Annotated in this window: 18 protein-coding genes; 17 read left to right on the forward strand and 1 reads right to left on the reverse strand. The window is 54.0% G+C overall.

What is annotated here, in order from left to right; translation table 11 throughout:
* Window positions 1-223: 223 nt before the first annotated feature.
* The 3 genes from udk to asmA all read left to right on the forward strand — a co-directional run bounded on the left by udk (window position 224) and on the right by asmA (window position 3,432).
* A complete protein-coding gene (gene udk / locus NA986_RS00660; RefSeq protein ID WP_000132082.1) occupies window positions 224-865 on the forward strand; it encodes a uridine kinase in 642 nt (213 codons plus the stop codon).
* A 90-nt stretch (window positions 866-955) separates the two neighbouring features.
* On the forward strand, window positions 956-1,537 hold the full coding sequence (gene dcd, locus NA986_RS00665; protein ID WP_001234783.1) for a dCTP deaminase: 582 nt from the start codon (window positions 956-958) through the stop codon (window positions 1,535-1,537).
* 38 nt (window positions 1,538-1,575) lie between these two features.
* Window positions 1,576-3,432: an outer membrane assembly protein AsmA gene (gene asmA, locus NA986_RS00670; protein WP_023216954.1), complete on the forward strand. Its 1,857-nt coding sequence runs from the start codon at window positions 1,576-1,578 to the stop codon at window positions 3,430-3,432.
* Between the two features lie 85 nt (window positions 3,433-3,517).
* On the opposite strand, the gene NA986_RS00675 is transcribed toward asmA, so the two are convergent.
* Window positions 3,518-5,098, reverse strand: coding sequence for a TerC family protein (locus tag NA986_RS00675; protein WP_000454712.1), 1,581 nt, complete (start codon window positions 5,096-5,098; stop codon window positions 3,518-3,520).
* 674 nt (window positions 5,099-5,772) lie between these two features.
* Here NA986_RS00675 and NA986_RS00680 point away from each other — a divergent pair.
* The 14 genes from NA986_RS00680 (at window position 5,773) to cpsB (ending at window position 19,923) form a co-directional block, all read left to right on the forward strand.
* Window positions 5,773-6,912 carry a polysaccharide export protein gene (locus NA986_RS00680; RefSeq protein ID WP_000978077.1) on the forward strand — a complete coding sequence of 380 codons (1,140 nt, stop codon included), beginning with the start codon at window positions 5,773-5,775 and terminating at the stop codon, window positions 6,910-6,912.
* Between the two features lie 5 nt (window positions 6,913-6,917).
* Window positions 6,918-7,367, forward strand: a complete 450-nt coding sequence (gene wzb / locus NA986_RS00685; RefSeq protein ID WP_000482224.1) for a low molecular weight protein-tyrosine-phosphatase Wzb — start codon at window positions 6,918-6,920, stop codon at window positions 7,365-7,367.
* Window positions 7,364-9,523, forward strand: a complete 2,160-nt coding sequence (gene wzc / locus NA986_RS00690; RefSeq protein WP_070793939.1) for a tyrosine-protein kinase Wzc — start codon at window positions 7,364-7,366, stop codon at window positions 9,521-9,523. The genes wzb and wzc overlap by 4 nt, the downstream gene beginning before the upstream one ends.
* A gap of 86 nt (window positions 9,524-9,609) precedes the next feature.
* Entirely contained in the window at window positions 9,610-10,452 is an 843-nt protein-coding gene (wcaA, locus tag NA986_RS00695) for a colanic acid biosynthesis glycosyltransferase WcaA (RefSeq protein ID WP_000205695.1), read from the forward strand.
* A 2-nt stretch (window positions 10,453-10,454) separates the two neighbouring features.
* Entirely contained in the window at window positions 10,455-10,943 is a 489-nt protein-coding gene (wcaB, locus tag NA986_RS00700) for a colanic acid biosynthesis acetyltransferase WcaB (RefSeq protein ID WP_000888724.1), read from the forward strand.
* A complete protein-coding gene (wcaC, locus tag NA986_RS00705; protein WP_001023845.1) occupies window positions 10,940-12,157 on the forward strand; it encodes a colanic acid biosynthesis glycosyltransferase WcaC in 1,218 nt (405 codons plus the stop codon). The genes wcaB and wcaC overlap by 4 nt, the downstream gene beginning before the upstream one ends.
* Window positions 12,132-13,346 (forward strand): colanic acid polymerase WcaD, encoded by a 1,215-nt coding sequence (gene wcaD / locus NA986_RS00710; protein WP_000091392.1) that lies wholly within the window; start codon window positions 12,132-12,134, stop codon window positions 13,344-13,346. Before wcaC ends, wcaD begins: the two co-directional genes overlap by 26 nt.
* Before the next feature lie 12 nt (window positions 13,347-13,358).
* Window positions 13,359-14,105: a colanic acid biosynthesis glycosyltransferase WcaE gene (gene wcaE, locus NA986_RS00715; protein WP_000480132.1), complete on the forward strand. Its 747-nt coding sequence runs from the start codon at window positions 13,359-13,361 to the stop codon at window positions 14,103-14,105.
* Window positions 14,106-14,120: 15 nt separating this feature from the next.
* Window positions 14,121-14,675 (forward strand): colanic acid biosynthesis acetyltransferase WcaF, encoded by a 555-nt coding sequence (wcaF, locus tag NA986_RS00720; RefSeq protein ID WP_001153603.1) that lies wholly within the window; start codon window positions 14,121-14,123, stop codon window positions 14,673-14,675.
* Between the two features lie 23 nt (window positions 14,676-14,698).
* On the forward strand, window positions 14,699-15,820 hold the full coding sequence (gmd, locus tag NA986_RS00725; protein ID WP_000048160.1) for a GDP-mannose 4,6-dehydratase: 1,122 nt from the start codon (window positions 14,699-14,701) through the stop codon (window positions 15,818-15,820).
* Between the two features lie 2 nt (window positions 15,821-15,822).
* Complete coding sequence (gene fcl / locus NA986_RS00730) at window positions 15,823-16,788, forward strand: GDP-L-fucose synthase (RefSeq protein ID WP_001041701.1); 966 nt, start codon at window positions 15,823-15,825, stop codon at window positions 16,786-16,788.
* Window positions 16,789-16,790: 2 nt separating this feature from the next.
* Complete coding sequence (locus NA986_RS00735) at window positions 16,791-17,264, forward strand: GDP-mannose mannosyl hydrolase (RefSeq protein WP_023217013.1); 474 nt, start codon at window positions 16,791-16,793, stop codon at window positions 17,262-17,264.
* Entirely contained in the window at window positions 17,261-18,484 is a 1,224-nt protein-coding gene (wcaI, locus tag NA986_RS00740; protein ID WP_023206162.1) for a colanic acid biosynthesis fucosyltransferase WcaI, read from the forward strand. Before NA986_RS00735 ends, wcaI begins: the two co-directional genes overlap by 4 nt.
* Window positions 18,481-19,923, forward strand: a complete 1,443-nt coding sequence (gene cpsB / locus NA986_RS00745; RefSeq protein WP_072276115.1) for a mannose-1-phosphate guanyltransferase — start codon at window positions 18,481-18,483, stop codon at window positions 19,921-19,923. The genes wcaI and cpsB overlap by 4 nt, the downstream gene beginning before the upstream one ends.
* Window positions 19,924-20,013: the final 90 nt, after the last annotated feature.

Below are 20,013 nucleotides of genomic sequence, written 5' to 3' on the forward strand. Positions count from 1 at the left end.
ATAAATTGTGGCTCCCGGCGTATTCCTCCTCCAGACGGGGCGATAAATCCGCTGTCCGCGTTAAAACTGAACGCTTTTACGTCGCGACGTCGAATGCGCCGCCAACAAATTCACCGTGGCATAGCGCCGGACTGGTATCGCGCTGCTGAAATCCCTATAATTGCCGCGTTTGGCGTTTCGGCGCCCCCTTCCTTACATCCAGGTTAATCAGGTCGCTAAATTTATGACTGATCAGTCTCATCAGTGCGTCATTATCGGTATCGCTGGCGCATCGGCTTCCGGCAAGAGTCTTATTGCCAGTACCCTTTACCGCGAATTGCGTGAACAAGTGGGTGACGAACATATTGGCGTTATTCCCGAAGACAGTTATTACAAAGATCAAAGCCATCTGTCGATGGAAGAACGCGTAAAAACCAACTATGACCATCCGAATGCGATGGATCACAGCCTGCTATTTCAGCATCTTCAGGCGCTCAAGCGCGGTTCGGCGATTGAATTACCGGTATACAGTTATGTTGAGCATACCCGTATGCAGGAAACGGTTCGCGTAGAACCGAAGAAAGTGATTATTCTTGAAGGTATTCTGTTACTGACCGACGCGCGTTTGCGTGAAGAGATGAACTTCTCTATTTTTGTCGATACGCCGCTGGATATCTGTTTGATGCGCCGTATCAAACGCGATGTGAACGAGCGTGGTCGCTCAATGGATTCGGTGATGGCGCAATACCAGAAAACGGTGCGTCCGATGTTCCTGCAATTTATTGAGCCTTCCAAACAATATGCGGATATTATCGTGCCGCGCGGCGGTAAAAACCGCATCGCTATTGATATTCTGAAAGCGAAAATCAGCCAGTTCTTTGAATAAATCTGGCGAATTGTGTACCGTTCAGTGATAACCTGGTTAGCCCTTGATGTGCTTGATTTAAGGGCTTGATGCGCGAAAGGAGAAAGTGCCATGCGTTTATGCGACCGAGATATTGAAGCCTGGCTGGATGAAGGCCGTTTGTCTATCACCCCGCGACCTCCCGTAGAGCGCATTAACGGCGCGACGGTCGATGTACGTCTTGGCAATAAATTTCGAACCTTCCGTGGCCATACGGCGGCGTTTATCGATCTGAGCGGGCCGAAAGATGAGGTCAGCGCGGCGCTGGATCGCGTGATGAGCGATGAAATCGTTTTGCCGGACGGCGAGGCATTTTATCTGCATCCGGGCGAGTTGGCGCTGGCCGTCACCTTTGAATCCGTTACCCTGCCGCCGGATTTAGTGGGCTGGCTGGATGGTCGTTCCTCGCTGGCGCGTCTGGGACTGATGGTGCATGTGACGGCGCACCGTATCGATCCCGGCTGGTCGGGCTGCATTGTGCTTGAGTTTTACAACTCCGGGAAGCTGCCGCTGGCGTTGCGTCCGGGTATGCTCATCGGCGCGCTGAGCTTTGAGCCGCTGTCCGGCCCGGCGGCGCGGCCTTATAACCGCCGTCAGGATGCCAAATATCGCGATCAGCAGGGCGCTGTTGCCAGCCGGATTGATAAAGACTGAGCCATTCGGCGCAATACTGCCGGTCCATTGAGGGTAGCATGAGACGATTTCTGACGACGCTGATGATTCTCCTGGTCGTGCTGGTGGCCGGATTCTCTGCGTTGGTATTGTTGGTCAATCCGAATGATTTCCGCGCCTATATGGTGCAGCAGGTTGCCGCGCGTAGTGAATATCAGTTGCAACTGGACGGGCCGCTGCGCTGGCACGTATGGCCGCAACTCAGCATCCTTTCCGGGCGAATGACGCTAACGGCGCGAGGCGCCAGCGAACCGCTGGTGCGGGCTGACAATATGCGCCTGGATGTCGCTTTATGGCCGCTGTTGAGTCATCAGCTTCATGTTAAGCAGGTGATGCTGAAAGGCGGGGTGATTCAACTGACGCCGCAAACGGAAGCGGTACGCAGTGATGATGCGCCGGTCGCGCCGAAAGATAATACCTTGCCGGACGTAGCGGAAGATCGCGGCTGGTCGTTTGATATTCGTAGCCTGCGCGTTGCCGACAGCGTGCTGGTTTTCCAGCATGAAAATGATGATCAGGTCACGGTGCGCGATATTCGTCTGAATATGGAACAAGATGCCGAGCATCGCGGCACGTTTGATTTTTCGGGACGCGTGAACCGCGATCAGCGGGATCTTGCTTTATCGTTCAGCGGAACGGTGGATGCTTCCGATTATCCGCATAATTTAACCGCGGGTATTGAGCAACTGCGCTGGCAATTGCAGGGCGCGGATCTACCGGCGCAGGGGATTGAGGGGCAGGGACAACTGCAGGCGCAGTGGCAGGAGGCGCAAAAACGTCTTTCATTTAACCACTTAAATTTAACGGCGAATGACAGTTCTCTGACCGGGCATGTTCAGGTAACGCTGGCGGAGCAGCCGGAATGGCAAATTGACCTCCGGTCCAGCAGGCTTAATCTGGACAACCTGTTGCCGCATCATAGCACCGTGGCACAGACGGGCGGCGCGGTGTCGCAGGGGCAAAATACGCTCCCCCTGACCAGGCCAGTTATCGCGTCGCGTGTTGGTGCGCCGCCTTATCAGGGGCTGCAAAGCTTTACGGCGGAGATTGCTTTACAGGCGGATTCAGTTCGCTGGCGGGGAATGGACTTTACCCAGGTTTCGACGAAGATGTCTAATCAGGCCGGATTGCTGGATATCACCGAGTTGCAGGGGAAACTGGCCGACGGAGAGATGTCGCTGCCCGGCACGCTGGACGCCCGCACCGCCAGTCCGCGCATCGAATTCCACCCTCGCCTCAACCATGTTGAGATTGGGACTATCCTGAAAGCCTTCAATTATCCGATTAGCCTGACCGGTAAGATGTCGCTGGTTGGCGATTTCTCCGGGGCGGATATTGACGCGGAGGCATTTCGCCATAGCTGGAAAGGAAAAGCGCATGTTGACATGAGCAATACGCGCCTTGAAGGAATGAATTTCCAGCAACTGGTGCAGCAGGCCGTAGAGCGAAGCGGCGGCGACGCGCAGCAGTCGCAGGAAAATATGGACAATGCGACCCGACTGGATCGCTTCACGACCGATCTGACGCTAAATAAGGGCACGCTGACGCTCGACGACATGGTCGGGCAATCTTCTATGCTGGCGTTAACCGGCAGCGGAACGCTGGATCTGGTTAAGCAGAGCTGTGATACGCAATTTAATCTGCGTGTGCTGGGCGGCTGGAACGGCGATAGCAACCTGATCACCTTCCTGAAAGAGACGCCGGTGCCGCTGCGCGTCTATGGCAAGTGGCAGGAGCTGAACTATACCCTGCAAGTGGATCAGTTATTGCGCAAGCATTTACAGGATGAGGCGAAGCGTCGGCTCAACGACTGGGCGGATCGCAATAAAGATACCCGCAACGGTAAAGATGTGAAGAAGCTGCTGAATAAGCTGTAGTTTTTGGCCAAAGAGGAGTGCCGGATGGCGAGGCTAACGCGCCTCCGGCCTGCCTGGTAAGCAGGCCGGGGCAGGCGAACAGACGTTACATCTCCGGGTCTGGCTCGCCGTTATGCAGCGGAATTAACTGCACTTTCTGCACTCGATGGCTTTCTACCTGCAATGTTTTCAGCAAATAATCGCCCACCTGAACCTCTTCACCGGTTTGCGGTATGCGCTGCAAATATTCCATCAATAATCCGGCAATCGTATGGTATTCCCGTTTTTCATCCAGCGGTAGCGGCACGTACTGCACCAAATCCTCCAGCGGCATATGGCCGTTTGCTGTCCAGGAACCGTCCGGGTTCTTCTGAATATCGTGGCGGGCGTCAATTTCCTCGACTTCATTCGGCAGATTACCGGCAATAGTCTCCATGACATCGCTTAATGTCACAATGCCTTCAACCGAGCCAAACTCATCTACGACAAAGGCAAAATGGGTTCTGGCGTTACGGAACTGCTCCAGCGCAGGCAGCAGCGGCAATGTTTCCGGGAAAACCAGCGGTTGGCGAATCAGCGCCCGCAGGTTGAGCGGTTCGCCGCGCAGCGATTGTTGCAACAGATCGATGACGTGGACGACGCCGAGTAAATCTTCCTGTTCATTTTCACCCGTCACGACCAGACGCGTATGCTGGTTCTTTTCCAGCAGAGCGCGGATTTCCGCTTCCGGCGCGTTGAGATCGATATGCTCGATATCATGACGCGACGTCATGATGCTACTTACGGTGCGCTGGTTGAGATTCAGCACCCGCTCAATCATCCTGCGCTCCTGCGGATTAAAAATCTGGCTGTCGTCATGGTCTGCCAGCATCGCGGCGGTTTCCGCATCCAGTTCGGCATCCTCTTTTTTACCGCTAATCAGCCGCATCACGGCCTCCGTTGTGCGCTGGCGCAGCGTATGGTTAGCGGAAAGAAAACGGCGGCGGTTAAAAATAGCCAGTTGGTTGAGCGCCTCGATCATCACCGAGAAGCCGATAGCCGCGTACAGATACCCTTTCGGAATGTGGAAACCAAACCCTTCCGCCACCAGGCTAAAGCCGATCATTAGCAGGAAGCTAAGGCACAAAATGACAATGGTGGGATGGTTGTTCACAAATCGGGTCAGGGACTTGCTGGCGAGCAGCATCAGGCTAATGGCGATTATCACTGCCGCCATCATGACCGCCAGGTGATCGACCATCCCCACGGCGGTAATCACGGAGTCGAGAGAAAAGATAGCGTCCAGCACCACGATTTGCGCGACCACCGCCCAGAATTTCGCCCCCTTACGCTGGGTAGGGTTGGCGCTATCTTTCCCTTCCAGCCGTTCGTTGAGCTCCATGGTGGCTTTAAAGAGCAGGAAGAAGCCGCCGAACAGCATAATCAGATCGCGGGCGCTGAAGCTTAACGCCTGTACGCTAAAGAGCGGCTTAGTCAAGGTGACCAGCCACGAGATTGACGCCAGCAGCAGCAGGCGCATGATCATCGCCAGTATCAGGCCGGTAATGCGCGCGCGGTCGCGCTGCCCCGGCGGTAGTTTTTCAGCGAGGATGGCAATAAAGACCAGGTTATCAATGCCGAGAACAAGTTCGATAACGATTAACGTTACCAGTCCGGCCCAGATTGACGGATCGGCAATCCATTCCATAGTAAGAGCAATACCTTCTGTAATATGACAATTGTCACAATTCGATCATGGATAATACGGCGGAAAAATGCAATGCCGCAGAGCAATTTATCTTTGTTACGCGGCTATAAAATAACTTTAAAATAGCCGTAATGTTTCTGTCGGAAACTAAATAATGTCAAGAATATATTTAGGAAATATCGCAGGTGGAGTGGAGTAAATAAATATTGTCAACATCAATAAAATCCTAAAATCATCTGTTAATTCATTTAATATTAATCTTAAAAATATAGAATGGCGGGTTTGTTACCTTGCCTGTCATTAGGTTAGCTGCAACAATTCTTGCAGGATTAAGATAGCGCTCTTAAATATCCTGTCACGACATCGAGAAAACTATTAATACGTAACCTTTATTTCGCTGAAGATTTTTATCTGAACGAGGATGAAATCGGAGGGGAATGCGAAAATTTAGAATAATCAGTGTATTGGTAGCTAAGAAGCCAGGGGCGGTAGCGTGCCTGAAAGCCTGAATATAAGCCTTTATTATTCTGTCAATAGCCTGCGGATGAATTGATTTTTTTTCAGTATGATGCCAGTTAATTTTCTCTGCCATTAACTGCAAGGTAAATGTGCACGGACGAAGCCGCTATTTAAATTGCACAGGATAATGACTCTGCCAAAGTGATAAATAATCAATGATGAAATCCAAAATGAAATTGATGCCATTATTGGCGTCGCTCAGCTTGATAAGTGGTTGCACAGTACTTCCGGGCAGCAATATGTCTACGATGGGGAAAGATGTGATCAAACAGCAAGACGCTGACTTTGATCTCGACCGGATGGTCAATGTGTATCCGCTGACGCCACGGTTGGTTGAGCAATTACGCCCGCGGCCCAATGTCGCGCAACCGAATATGTCGCTGGACCAGGAGATCGCCAGCTATCAGTATCGCGTCGGGCCTGGCGATGTGCTGAATGTCACCGTCTGGGATCACCCGGAATTGACCACGCCAGCAGGCCAGTACCGTAGCTCAAGCGATACCGGCAACTGGGTTCAGCCGGACGGCACCATGTTTTATCCCTACATTGGCAAGGTTAGCGTCGTCGGTAAAACTTTGTCAGAGATTCGCAGCGATATTACCGGGCGTTTAGCGAAGTACATCGCGGACCCGCAGGTGGATGTCAATATCGCCGCTTTCCGCTCGCAAAAAGCGTACATCTCCGGCCAGGTGAATAAATCCGGTCAGCAGGCCATTACTAACGTACCGTTAACCGTCCTGGATGCGATTAACGCTGCGGGCGGCCTGACCGATATGGCGGACTGGCGCAACGTCGTGTTGACGCACAACGGCAAAGAACAACGCATTTCGCTACAGGCTCTGATGCAAAATGGCGATCTTAGCCAGAACCGCTTGCTCTACCCTGGCGACATTCTGTATGTGCCGCGCAATGACGATCTGAAAGTCTTTGTCATGGGCGAAGTGAAAAAACAGAGCACCCTCAAAATGGATTTCAGCGGCATGACGCTCACCGAAGCATTAGGCAATGCGGAAGGCATCGATCTGACCACCTCCAACGCCAGCGGCATTTTTGTGATTCGTCCGTTGAAAGGCGAGGGGGGACGCGGCGGCAAGATCGCCAATATCTACCAGCTTGATATGTCTGACGCCACGTCATTGGTGATGGCGACGGAATTCCGACTTCAGCCTTACGATGTGGTGTACGTCACGACCGCGCCGGTTGCTCGCTGGAACCGTCTGATCAATCAGTTGCTGCCAACCATTAGCGGTGTCCGTTATATGACGGATACGGCCAGCGACATTCATTCCTGGTAATCGTTATGTTTAACAAAATCTTAGTGGTCTGTGTGGGGAATGTTTGCCGTTCCCCGACGGCAGAACGTTTGCTAAAGCGCTTTCATCCCTCGCTGACGGTTGCGTCCGCCGGGTTAGGCGCGCTGGTCGGCAAAGGCGCCGATCCTGCGGCGGCGAGCGTGGCGAGCGCCCACGATCTGTCTTTGGAAAATCACTGCGCAAGGCAAATTTCCGCGCGTCTGTGCCGGGAATATGACCTGATTCTGACGATGGAGAAACGTCACATCGCCGCCCTGTGCGACATTGCGCCGGAAATGCGCGGCAAGGTAATGCTGTTTGGTCACTGGGACAGCGAGCGTGAAATACCGGACCCGTATCGCAAAAGCCGCGATGCGTTTGAGGCGGTGTACACATTACTGGAAAGGTCTGCCCGCCAGTGGGCGCAGGCACTGAATGCAGAGCAGGGAAAACCATGACAGAAAAAGTAAAACAATCTGCGGCGGTTACGGGTAGCGATGAAATCGATATCGGGCGTCTGGTCGGAACGGTGATTGAAGCGCGTTGGTGGGTGTTGGGGACGACGGCCATATTTGCGCTGTGCGCGGTAATTTATACGTTCTTCGCCACGCCCATCTATAGCGCCGATGCGCTGGTGCAGATTGAACAAAACGCCGGTAATTCGCTGGTACAGGATATCAACAGCGCATTAGCGAATAAGCCGCCGGCTTCCGATGCGGAAATTCAGCTCATTCGATCGCGCCTGGTGCTGGGGAAGACCGTTGACGATCTGGATCTGGATATTGCCGTCACCAAAAACACCTTTCCGCTCTTTGGCGCCGGGTGGGAACGGCTGATGGGACGTCACAATGAAAGGGTGAAAGTCACGACATTCACCCGACCAGAGACGATGAGCGGACAGATCTTCACCCTCAAAGTGCTGGGCGACAAACGTTATCAGTTGGTTAGCGACGGCGGATTTAGCGCGCAGGGCGTTGTGGGCCAGCCACTCAATAAAGACGGCGTGACGATGCAGGTAGAGGCGATTGACGCCCGTCCTGAAACAGAATTTACGGTGAGTAAATTCTCAACGCTTGGCATGATTAATAACCTGCAAAATAACCTCACCGTAACGGAAACCGGCAAAGATACCGGCGTTCTGAGCCTGACGTTCACGGGAGAGGATCGCGACCAGATCCGCGAAATTCTCAACAGTATTACCCGTAACTATCTGCAACAGGATATTGCGCGGAAATCTGAAGAGGCGGGGAAGAGCCTGGCGTTTCTGGCAAAACAACTGCCGGAAGTCCGCAGCCGTCTGGATGTGGCGGAAAACAAGCTAAACGCTTTCCGCCAGGATAAAGACTCGGTGGATTTACCGCTGGAGGCGAAGGCGGTGCTCGATTCGATGGTTAATATCGACGCCCAGTTGAATGAGTTGACGTTTAAAGAGGCGGAAATTTCCAAGCTCTTTACCAAAGCGCATCCGGCTTACCGCACCCTGCTGGAAAAACGTAAAGCGCTGGAAGATGAAAAAGCCAAACTGAACGGGCGGGTGACGGCAATGCCGAAAACCCAGCAGGAGATTGTGCGTTTGACCCGTGATGTGGAGTCCGGCCAGCAGGTTTATATGCAACTGCTTAATAAACAGCAGGAGCTGAAAATCACCGAAGCCAGCACCGTTGGCGACGTGCGCATCGTTGACCCGGCGATTACCCAGCCGGGCGTGCTAAAGCCGAAAAAGGCGTTGATTATTCTCGGCAGCATTATTCTGGGATTAATGTTATCGATTGTCGGCGTGCTGCTGCGCTCGCTGTTTAATCGCGGTATTGAAAGCCCGCAGGCGCTGGAGGAGCACGGGATCAGCGTCTATGCCAGTATTCCGCTGTCGGAATGGCAAAAAGCGCGCGATAGCGTCAAAACCATTAAAGGGATTAAGCGTTACAAGCAGAGCCAACTGCTGGCGGTGGGTAATCCGACCGATCTGGCGATTGAGGCGATTCGCAGCCTGCGCACCAGCCTGCATTTCGCCATGATGCAGGCGCAAAATAATGTACTCATGCTCACAGGCGTCAGCCCCTCTATCGGCAAAACCTTTGTTTGCGCCAATCTGGCGGCCGTCATCAGCCAGACGCATAAACGGGTATTACTGATCGACTGCGATATGCGTAAGGGCTACACCCATGAACTGCTCGGCACCAATAACGTGGACGGCTTATCTGACATTCTGGCGGGCAAAGGCGAGATAGCCTCCTGCGCGAAACCTACGGCGATCGCTAATTTTGATCTTATTCCGCGCGGTCAGGTGCCGCCTAATCCATCGGAACTGCTGATGAGCGAGCGCTTCGGCGAGCTGATCGCCTGGGCAAGCAGCCGCTACGATCTGGTATTAATCGACACGCCGCCGATTCTGGCCGTGACGGACGCCGCGATTGTGGGTCGTCACGTCGGGACAACGCTGATGGTGGCGCGTTATGCCGTCAACACCTTAAAAGAGGTGGAAACCAGTCTGAGCCGTTTTGACCAGAATGGCATTCAGGTCAAAGGCGTCATTCTCAACTCCATTTTCCGCCGGGCGACGGGCTACCAGGATTATGGCTATTACGAGTATGAATACCAGTCAGATTCCAAATAAAAAATAAGGCGTGCCGGATGGCGCGGCCTGTGACTGTAGGCCGGACAAGCGTAGCGCCATGCGGCAAAACTATCTGGGGAATAAGCATGACAACAGACAATCCGCTGATCTCAATTTATATGCCAACCTGGAACAGGCAGCAGTTGGCTATCCGGGCGATTAAATCAGTACTACGTCAGGACTACCGTCACTGGGAGATGATCATCGTGGATGATTGCTCCTCATCTTATCAGCAGCTACAACAATTTGTTGAGGAGCTGAACGACCCGCGCGTCCGTTATACCCATAACGCCAGGAATACCGGCGCCTGCGCGGTTCGCAACCAGGCCATTATGCAGGCGCAAGGGCACTACATTACCGGTATTGATGATGACGATGAATGGACGCCAAACCGTCTGAGCGTGTTTCTGGCCCATAAACACCAGTTGACTACGCACGCCTTTTTGTATGCCAACGACTATGTGTGCGAGGGCGAGGTCTACTCTCAGCCTGCCAGCCTGCCGCTGTATCCGAAATCCCCTTATTCGCGCCGCTTGTTCTACAAGCGCAATATTATTGGCAATCAGGTTTTTACCTGGGCCTGGCGTTTTAAAGCGTGTTTGTTCGATACCGAACTCAAGGCGGCGCAGGATTACGACATTTTTCTGCGTATGGTGGTGGAGTATGGCGAACCGTGGAAAGTCGAAGAGGCGACGCAAATTTTACATATCAACCACGGCGAGATGCAGATTACCTCTTCGCCGAAAAAGTTCTCCGGTTATTTCCATTTTTATCGTAAGCACAAAGATAAATTCGATCGCGCCAGCAAAAAATACCAGCTTTTTACGCTGTACCAAATTCGCAATAAGCGAATGACCTGGCGCACGTTGCTGACGTTGCTCTCCGTGCGTAACAGCAAACGCCTGGCGGCCGGGCTGCGGGGGCGATAACGATGCTGGAAGACTTACGCGCGAATAGCTGGAGCTTACGCCCCTGTTGCATGGTGCTGGCCTACCGTATCGCTCATTTTTGTTCCGTCTGGCGCAAAAAGAATGTGCTGAATAATCTGTGGGCCGCGCCGGTGCTGGTGCTGTATCGCGTGATCACGGAATGCCTGTTCGGGTATGAAATCCAGGCCGCCGCGACCATTGGTCGGCGGTTCACTATCCATCATGGTTACGCGGTAGTGATCAACAAACATGTCGTCGCTGGCGACGATTTTACCATTCGCCACGGCGTCACCATTGGCAATCGCGGCGCGGACAGCCTGGCTTGTCCGGTGATTGGTCACGGCGTTGAGCTGGGGGCGAATGTCATCCTGCTTGGCGATATTACTATCGGTAATCACGTCACGATTGGCGCGGGTAGCGTGGTGCTTGACAGTATTCCGGACCATGCGCTGGTGGTGGGAGAAAAAGCACGGGTGAAGGTCAGCACATGAATATTCTGCAATTTAATGTACGGCTGGCGGAAGGCGGCGCGGCGGGAGTGGCGTTGGATCTCCATCTGCGGGCGCTGCAAAAAGGGCTGACGTCACGTTTTGTCTATGGTTATGGCAAAGGCGGAAAAAAAAGCGTCAGCCACCACCGTTATCCGCAGGTGATAAAACAGACGCCGCGCGGCACGGCAATCGCTAATATCGCGCTGTTTCGTTTCCTGAATCGCGATCTGTTTGGCAATCTCGACAATCTTTACCGCACGGTTATCCAGACATCCGGCCCGCTGGTGCTGCATTTTCATGTTCTCCACAGTTACTGGCTAAACCTGGCGGACATCGTGACGTTTTGCGAAAAAGTCAAAGCGCAAAAACCAGACGTCACTCTGGTCTGGACGCTGCACGATCACTGGAGCGTCACCGGGCGTTGCGCCTTCACCGACGGTTGCGAGGGCTGGAAAAGCGGCTGCCAAAAATGTCCGACCCTAAGCAATTATCCGCCGGTCAGGGTGGATCGGGCGCACCAGCTTATTGGCGGCAAACGTCAGCGCTTTCGGGACATGCTGCGGCTGGGCTGCCGGTTTATTTCACCGAGCCAGCACGTGGCCGAGGCCTTTAACAGCGTTTATGGCGCGGGGCGCTGCCAGATTATTAACAACGGTATCGATCTGGCGACCGAGGCGATTCTCGCGCAGCTATCACCTGTGCCGCTGAATCCGGGCAAACCGCGAATTGCCATTGTGGCGCATGACTTGCGTTATGACGGCAAAACTGACCAGCGTCTGGTACACGACATGATGGCGCTGGGCGAAAAAATTGAACTGCATACCTTCGGTAAATTTTCGCCTTTTACTGGCCAAAACGTTGTTAATCACGGTTTTGAAACCGATAAGCGCAAATTAATGAGCGCGCTCAATGAGATGGATGCGCTGGTCTTTAGCTCGCGGGTCGATAACTATCCGCTGATCTTGTGTGAAGCGCTCTCGATCGGCGTACCGGTAATCGCCACCCACAGCGAGGCGGCGCAGGAGGTGCTGGCGAAATCCGGCGGCCAGACTTTTGCCGCTACAGATGTCCTGCGCCTGGCGCAGCGGCGTAAGCCAGAGATTGCTCAGGCGGTATTTGGCGCCACGCTGGACGCCTTTCGTATGCGTAGCCGCGTCGCGTACAGCGGTCAACAGATGCTGGAGGAGTATGTCTCGTTCTATCAGAATCTGTAGCTATCTGCTGCTGCCGCTGATCTACCTACTGGTCAATGTCAAGATTGCCCAACTGGGGGAAAGCTTTCCCATTACCATCGTCACTTTTTTACCGCTGTTGCTGCTGTTATTTGTGGAACGCATTAGCGTAAAAAAATTGATGATCGCCTTAGGCATCGGCGCGGGGCTTACGGCATTTAACTTCCTGTTCGGCCAGTCGCTGAATGCCGGTAAATATGTCACGTCCACGATGCTGTTTGTCTATATTGTGGTCATTATCGGGATGGTCTGGAGTATCCGATTCAAAACCATTTCCGCGCATAACCACCGAAAGATTTTGCGTTTTTTTTATCTGGTGGTGGGTATAGTGGTCGCGCTCGCCGCGGTTGAGATGGCGCAAATTATCCTTACCGGCGGCAGCAGTATTATGGAAGGAATTTCGAAATATCTCATTTACAGTAATAGCTACGTACTGAACTTCATAAAATTTGGCGGTAAGCGTACCACTGCACTTTATTTTGAACCGGCATTTTTCGCTTTGGCACTAATCTCAATTTGGCTGAGCATCAAACAGTTTGGTATCAAAACACCGAAAAGCGATGCTATGATTCTGGCAGGGATAATATTATCAGGATCATTTTCAGGGGTAATGACATTTATCCTGTTTTACCTTCTGGAGTGGGCGTTCCAATATTTGAATAAGGATGCGATAAAGAAAAAACTTCCACTGGCGCTGGTCTCATTAACCCTGTTTTTGGTTGGGGTAATTATTGCATTTCCTTATATCGCGACACGACTTGGCGATTTAGGGACGGAAGGCTCATCTTCTTATTATCGTATTGTGGGCCCGTTAGTCATGGTCGGATATTCCTTGACCCATATTGATGGTGTAGTCAGATTTGGCTCACTTTATGAATATGTCGCATCATTCGGAATCTTTAACGGTGCGGATGTCGGGAAAACCATAGACAATGGATTGTATCTGCTGATTATTTATTTTTCCTGGTTCGCAGTGCTAATGACGCTGTGGTATATGGGGAAAGTTTTAAAAATGGCGCTAAATGCGTTTGGCGATAATCGCAATTTTCGGGTACAGCTCTATCTTTTTACGCCGGTGTCACTGTTTTTTACCGGTTCAATATTTAGCCCGGAATATGCTTTTTTAATCGTCTGTCCGTTCATTTTGCGCAAGGCGTTAAAAATTTCATAACGGGGTGGTGGCATGTTTTTAAGCGTCGTTACCGTCGCCTTTCGCAATTACGAAGGGGTGGTAAAAACCTGGCGCTCGCTGCGCAATCTGGCGCGCGATCCGGGCCTGTCATTTGAATGGATCGTAGTGGATGGCGGTTCGGAGGACGGCACGCGCGAATTTCTGCAAAAACGTCACGGTGAGTTTAACCTGCGTTTTATCAGTGAAAAGGATCGCGGTATTTATGATGCCATGAACAAAGGCATTGCGCTGGCGCAGGGGCGCTATACCCTGTTTCTTAATTCCGGTGATGCGTTCCATGATGATGCCGCGCTGTTTGTCCGCCAACTGGCGCGACAAAAGGGCGAGGCGATGTATATTGGCGACGCGCTGCTGGATTTCGGCGGCGGGCATAAAATACGCCGGAAGGCTAAACCCGGGTATTATATCTACCATAGTTTGCCAGCCAGCCATCAGGCGATATTTTTCCCGACGGCAGCGTTAAAAAAGTATCCTTATGATCTGCAATATCATGTCTCTTCAGATTATGCGCTGGCGGCCCGTCTCTATAAAGCAGGCTATCCTTTTCGGCGAATTAACGGACTGGTATCTGAATTTTCGATGGGCGGCGTGTCAACCTCGAATAATCTGGAATTATGTCAGGATGCAAAAAACGTACAGCGAAAAATATTACGTGTGCCAGGGTTTTGGGCGCAATTATCCTATTTATTACGTCTGAAAACGACGGGTAAAACAAAAGCGCGGTATAACAAAGTCTAATCACCGGGAGTTATTATGCAGGATCTTAGCGGCTTTACGGTGCCGAAAGGGTTCCGCGGCGCTAATGCGCTAAAAGTACAATTATGGTGGGCGGTACAGGCGACATTATTCGCCGGGTCGCCGCAAATATTGTATCGCTGGCGAGCCTTTTTGCTGCGTCTGTTTGGCGCCAAAATTGGAAAGAATGTGGTTATTCGACCGTCAGTAAAAATTACCTACCCGTGGAAATTAACCGTCGGCGATTATGCCTGGGTAGGCGACGACGCTGTGTTATATACGTTGGGTGAAATTAATATTGGCGCACATGCGGTTATTTCACAAAAAGGGTATTTGTGTACCGGTAGCCATGATTATACCAGCGCTCATTTCGATATTAACGCCGCGCCGATTGTTATTGGCGAAAAATGTTGGCTGGCGACCGATGTTTTTGTCGCGCCCGGCGTGACGATAGGACATGGCACCGTCGTCGGCGCGCGCAGCAGCGTATTTAAATCATTACCGGCAAATGCGATTTGTCGGGGCAATCCCGCAGTGGTAACGCGCCAGCGCGTTCAGAAAGTTACTCCCTAACGGGACTATTTGAGGAAATGAAAATGTCAAAAGTCGCTCTCATTACTGGCGTAACCGGACAGGATGGGTCTTACCTGGCAGAATTTCTGCTGGAAAAAGGGTATGAGGTGCATGGTATCAAGCGCCGCGCGTCATCGTTTAATACCGAGCGCGTGGACCATATTTATCAGGACCCGCACAGCTGCAACCCGAAATTTCATCTGCATTATGGCGACCTGACCGACGCCTCCAACCTGACCCGCATTTTACAGGAAGTGCAGCCGGATGAGGTCTACAATCTGGGCGCAATGAGCCACGTGGCGGTGTCGTTTGAGTCGCCGGAATATACCGCCGATGTGGATGCGATGGGCACGCTGCGCCTGCTGGAGGCGATTCGCTTCCTCGGTCTTGAAAAGAAAACGCGGTTCTACCAGGCCTCCACCTCTGAACTGTACGGGCTGGTGCAGGAAATTCCGCAGAAAGAGACCACGCCGTTCTACCCGCGTTCCCCCTATGCGGTGGCGAAACTGTACGCCTACTGGATCACCGTCAACTACCGTGAATCCTACGGTATTTACGCCTGTAACGGCATTCTGTTTAACCACGAGTCCCCGCGTCGCGGCGAAACCTTCGTCACCCGTAAGATCACCCGCGCCATCGCCAATATCGCCCAGGGACTGGAGTCCTGCCTGTATCTCGGCAACATGGACTCGCTGCGCGACTGGGGTCATGCGAAAGATTACGTGCGGATGCAGTGGATGATGTTACAGCAGGAGCAGCCGGAAGATTTCGTGATTGCCACCGGCGTGCAGTATTCCGTACGCCAGTTTGTGGAGCTGGCGGCGGCGCAACTGGGGATAAAACTGCGCTTTGAAGGCGAAGGCATTAATGAGAAAGGGATTGTGGTATCCGTTACCGGACACGATGCGCCGGGCGTGAAACCGGGGGATGTAATTGTGGCCGTTGATCCGCGTTATTTCCGTCCGGCGGAAGTGGAAACCCTGCTGGGCGACCCGTCCAAAGCGCATGAGAAACTGGGCTGGAAACCGGAAATCACCCTGTCGGAGATGGTCTCCGAGATGGTGGCGAACGATCTGGAAGCCGCGAAAAAACACTCACTGCTGAAATCTCACGGTTACGAGGTGGCCATCGCGCTGGAGTCCTGAGAATGAATAAGCAACGAATTTTTGTGGCGGGCCATCGCGGGATGGTGGGCTCCGCCATTGTACGGCAGCTTGCGCAGCGCGGCGACGTGGAACTGGTGCTGCGCACCCGCGATGAGCTGGATCTGCTCGACGGGCGCGCGGTACAGGCGTTCTTTGCCGGAGCGGGTATCGACCAGGTTTATCTGGCGGCGGCGAAAGTGGGCGGCATTGTCGCCAACAACACGTATCCGGCGGATTTTATTTATGAAAACATGATGATAGAGAGCAACATTATTCACGCCGCGCACCTGCACAACGTGAACAAACTGCTGTTTCTCGGTTCGTCCTGTATCTATCCGAAACTGGCAAGGCAGCCGATGGCGGAAAGCGAGCTGCTGCAGGGGACGCTGGAGCCGACCAACGAGCCGTATGCCATCGCCAAGATCGCCGGGATTAAACTGTGCGAGTCCTACAACCGGCAGTACGGTCGCGACTACCGTTCGGTGATGCCGACCAACCTGTACGGCCCGCATGATAATTTCCACCCGGACAATTCACATGTGATCCCGGCGCTGCTGCGTCGCTTTCATGAGGCTGCGCAGAGCCACGCGCCGGAGGTGGTGGTGTGGGGCAGCGGCACGCCGATGCGTGAATTTCTGCACGTTGACGATATGGCGGCGGCCAGTATTCACGTGATGGAGCTGGCGCGCGAAGTGTGGCAGGAGAACACTGCCCCGATGCTGTCGCACATTAACGTCGGCACTGGCGTGGACTGCACCATCCGCGAGCTGGCGCAGACTATCGCAAAGGTGGTGGGTTACCAGGGCCGGGTGGTGTTCGACGCCGCGAAGCCGGACGGCACGCCGCGTAAATTGCTCGACGTCACGCGCCTGCATCAGCTTGGCTGGTATCACGAAATTTCACTGGAGGCAGGGCTTGCCGGTACTTACCAGTGGTTCCTTGAGAATCAGCAACGGTTCCGGGGGTGACAATGTTTTTACGTCAGGAAGATTTCGCCGCCGTGGTGCGGACCACGCCCCTCATCTCCCTCGATTTCATCGTGGAAAACGGCCAGGGGGAAATTTTACTGGGCCAGCGTCTCAACCGTCCGGCGCAGGGCTACTGGTTTGTGCCGGGGGGGCGGGTGTGCAAAGACGAAACGCTGGAGGCCGCCTTTGCACGCCTGACGCAGGCGGAACTGGGCGTGCGTCTGCCGCTGGCGGCAGGGACGTTTTATGGCGTCTGGCAGCACTTCTATGACGACAACTTTTCCGGTGAGGATTTTTCAACTCACTACATCGTGCTCGGCTTTCGTCTGCGCGTGGCGGAGAGCGATTTACGCCTGCCTGACACCCAGCATGGCAGTTACCGCTGGCTGACGCCGGAACAGCTTCTGGCAAGCGACAATGTTCATGAGAACAGTCGGGCCTACTTCCTTCCTGACGCGCCGGCGGTGGGCCTATGAAGATCCTGGTCTATGGCATTAACTATTCGCCGGAACTGACCGGTATCGGCAAATATACCGGCGAAATGGTGGCGTGGATGGCGCAGGAAGGCCATGAGGTGCGGGTCATTACTGCGCCGCCGTACTACCCGCAGTGGAAGGTCGGTGAGCGCTATTCCGCCTGGCGCTATCGCCGGGAAGAGGGCGAGGCTACCGTCTGGCGCTGCCCGCTGTATGTGCCGAAACAACCCTCCACCTTAAAACGGTTGCTTCATCTTGGGAGCTTTGCATTGAGCAGTTTTTTCCCACTGATGGCGCAGCGTCGCTGGAAGCCGGATCGGATTATCGGCGTTGTACCGACGCTCTTTTGTACGCCGGGAATGCGCCTGCTGGCGACACTCTCCGGCGCGCGTACCGTTCTGCATATTCAGGATTACGAAGTGGACGCCATGCTCGGCTTAGGAATGGCGGGAAAAGGCAAGCGCGGCAGCGTAGCGCGGTTAGCGACGGCCTTTGAACGCAGCGCGCTGCGTAACGTTGATAATGTTTCGACCATTTCTCGCTCCATGATGAATAAAGCGCGGGAAAAAGGCGTCGCGGCGGAAAAAATCCTCTTTTTTCCGAACTGGTCGGAAGTGGCGCGCTTTCAGGACGTTAATGACGCTGACGTGACGGCTTTGCGTCAGCAGCTTGGCTTGCCAGAGGGCAAAAAAATTGTGCTCTATTCCGGCAATATCGGCGAAAAGCAAGGGCTGGAAAAGGTAATTGACGCCGCGGAACGATTACGCGATCGACCGCTGATTTTCGCGATTGTCGGCCAGGGGGGCGGCAAGGCGCGGCTGGAGAACATGGCCCGCGAACGCGGCCTGCCAAATATTAAATTCCTCCCGCTGCAGCCTTACGACGCCTTACCAGCTCTGCTGAAAATGGGCGACTGCCATCTGGTGGTGCAAAAGCGCGGCGCGGCGGATGCGGTACTGCCCTCCAAGCTGACTAACATTCTGGCGGTCGGCGGCAATGCGGTAATTACCGCTGAGCCGCACACCGAATTAGGGCAACTTTGCGCGCGTTATCCGGGCATCGCCGTTTGCGTGGAGCCGGAGTCAACCGACGCGCTGGTCGACGGGATTAGCCAGGCGCTCGCCATGCCGAAAAACAACACGACGGCACGTGAATACGCCGAACGCACGCTCAATAAAGAGAACGTGCTACGCCAATTTATTGCAGATATTCGGGGATGATAATGCGTCAGACAAAACTTTACCCGGTTGTGATGGCCGGTGGCTCCGGTAGCCGATTGTGGCCGCTTTCTCGCGTGCTTTATCCAAAACAGTTTTTGTGCCTGAAAGGCGATCTCACCATGCTGCAAACCACCATTTGCCGTCTGAACGGCGTGGAGTGCGAAAGCCCGGTGGTTATCTGCAACGAACAGCACCGTTTTATCGTTGCCGAACAGCTCCGCCAGCTCAATAAGCTGACGGAGAACATTATTCTTGAGCCCGCCGGGCGCAATACCGCGCCGGCGATTGCGTTGGCGGCGCTGGCGGCGACGCGCCAGCATACGGACTGCGATCCGCTGATGCTGGTACTGGCGGCGGATCATGCGATCGCCAATGAAGAGGCCTTCCGCGACGCGGTGCGCGGCGCCATGCCCTGTGCCGACGCGGGCAAACTGGTGACCTTCGGTATCGTGCCGGATCTGCCGGAAACCGGCTATGGCTATATCCGGCGCGGTGATGTCGTGCCGGGCGCGACGGATGCGGTGGCTTTTGAGGTGGCGCAGTTCGTTGAGAAGCCGGGGCTGGAAACCGCCCAGGCCTACGTCGCCAGCGGCGATTACTACTGGAACAGCGGCATGTTTCTGTTCCGCGCCGGACGCTATCTGGAAGAGCTGAAAAAGTTCCGCCCCGATATTCTGGCCGCCTGTGAACAGGCGATGCGCGGCGTCGATCCGGATCTTGACTTCATTCGCGTGGATGAAGAGGCCTTCCTCGCCTGTCCGGAAGAGTCCATTGACTACGCGGTGATGGAGCGGACGGCGGACGCGGTGGTGATGCCAATGGACGCGGGCTGGAGCGATGTCGGCTCGTGGTCCTCGCTGTGGGAAATCAGCGCCCACACCCCGGAGGGAAACGTCCACCACGGCGACGTCATCAGCCATAAAACGGAAAACAGCTACGTTTACGCCGAATCCGGCCTGGTGACTACCGTCGGCGTGAAGGATCTGGTGGTGGTGCAGACCAAAGACGCCGTGCTGATTGCCGATCGCCACGCGGTGCAGGACGTGAAAAAGGTGGTGGAGAAGATCAAGGCCGACGGACGCCATGAGCACCACATGCACCGCGAGGTTTACCGTCCGTGGGGCAAATACGACTCCATCGACGCGGGCGAGCGCTATCAGGTGAAGCGTATTACCGTCAAGCCGGGGGAAGGACTGTCGGTGCAGATGCACCATCACCGCGCCGAGCACTGGGTGGTGGTGGCGGGGACCGCCAGAGTCACCATCAACGGCGAGGTTAAGCTGCTCGGTGAAAACGAGTCCATCTATATTCCGCTGGGGGCGACCCACTGCCTGGAAAATCCGGGAAAAATACCGCTCGATTTAATTGAAGTGCGTTCCGGCTCGTATCTCGAAGAGGACGACGTGGTGCGGTTCGAGGACCGTTACGGGCGGGTCTGACGCCTGCAATGGTGCTCGGTAAGCGCAACGCGCCATCCGGCAATGAACAACAATAACGATGTTGGCCATTTACGGTCAGGGCTAACTGTT

Source organism: Salmonella sp. NW177, assembly GCF_051811585.1.
In the GTDB taxonomy this organism is placed as follows: domain Bacteria; phylum Pseudomonadota; class Gammaproteobacteria; order Enterobacterales; family Enterobacteriaceae; genus Salmonella; species Salmonella enterica.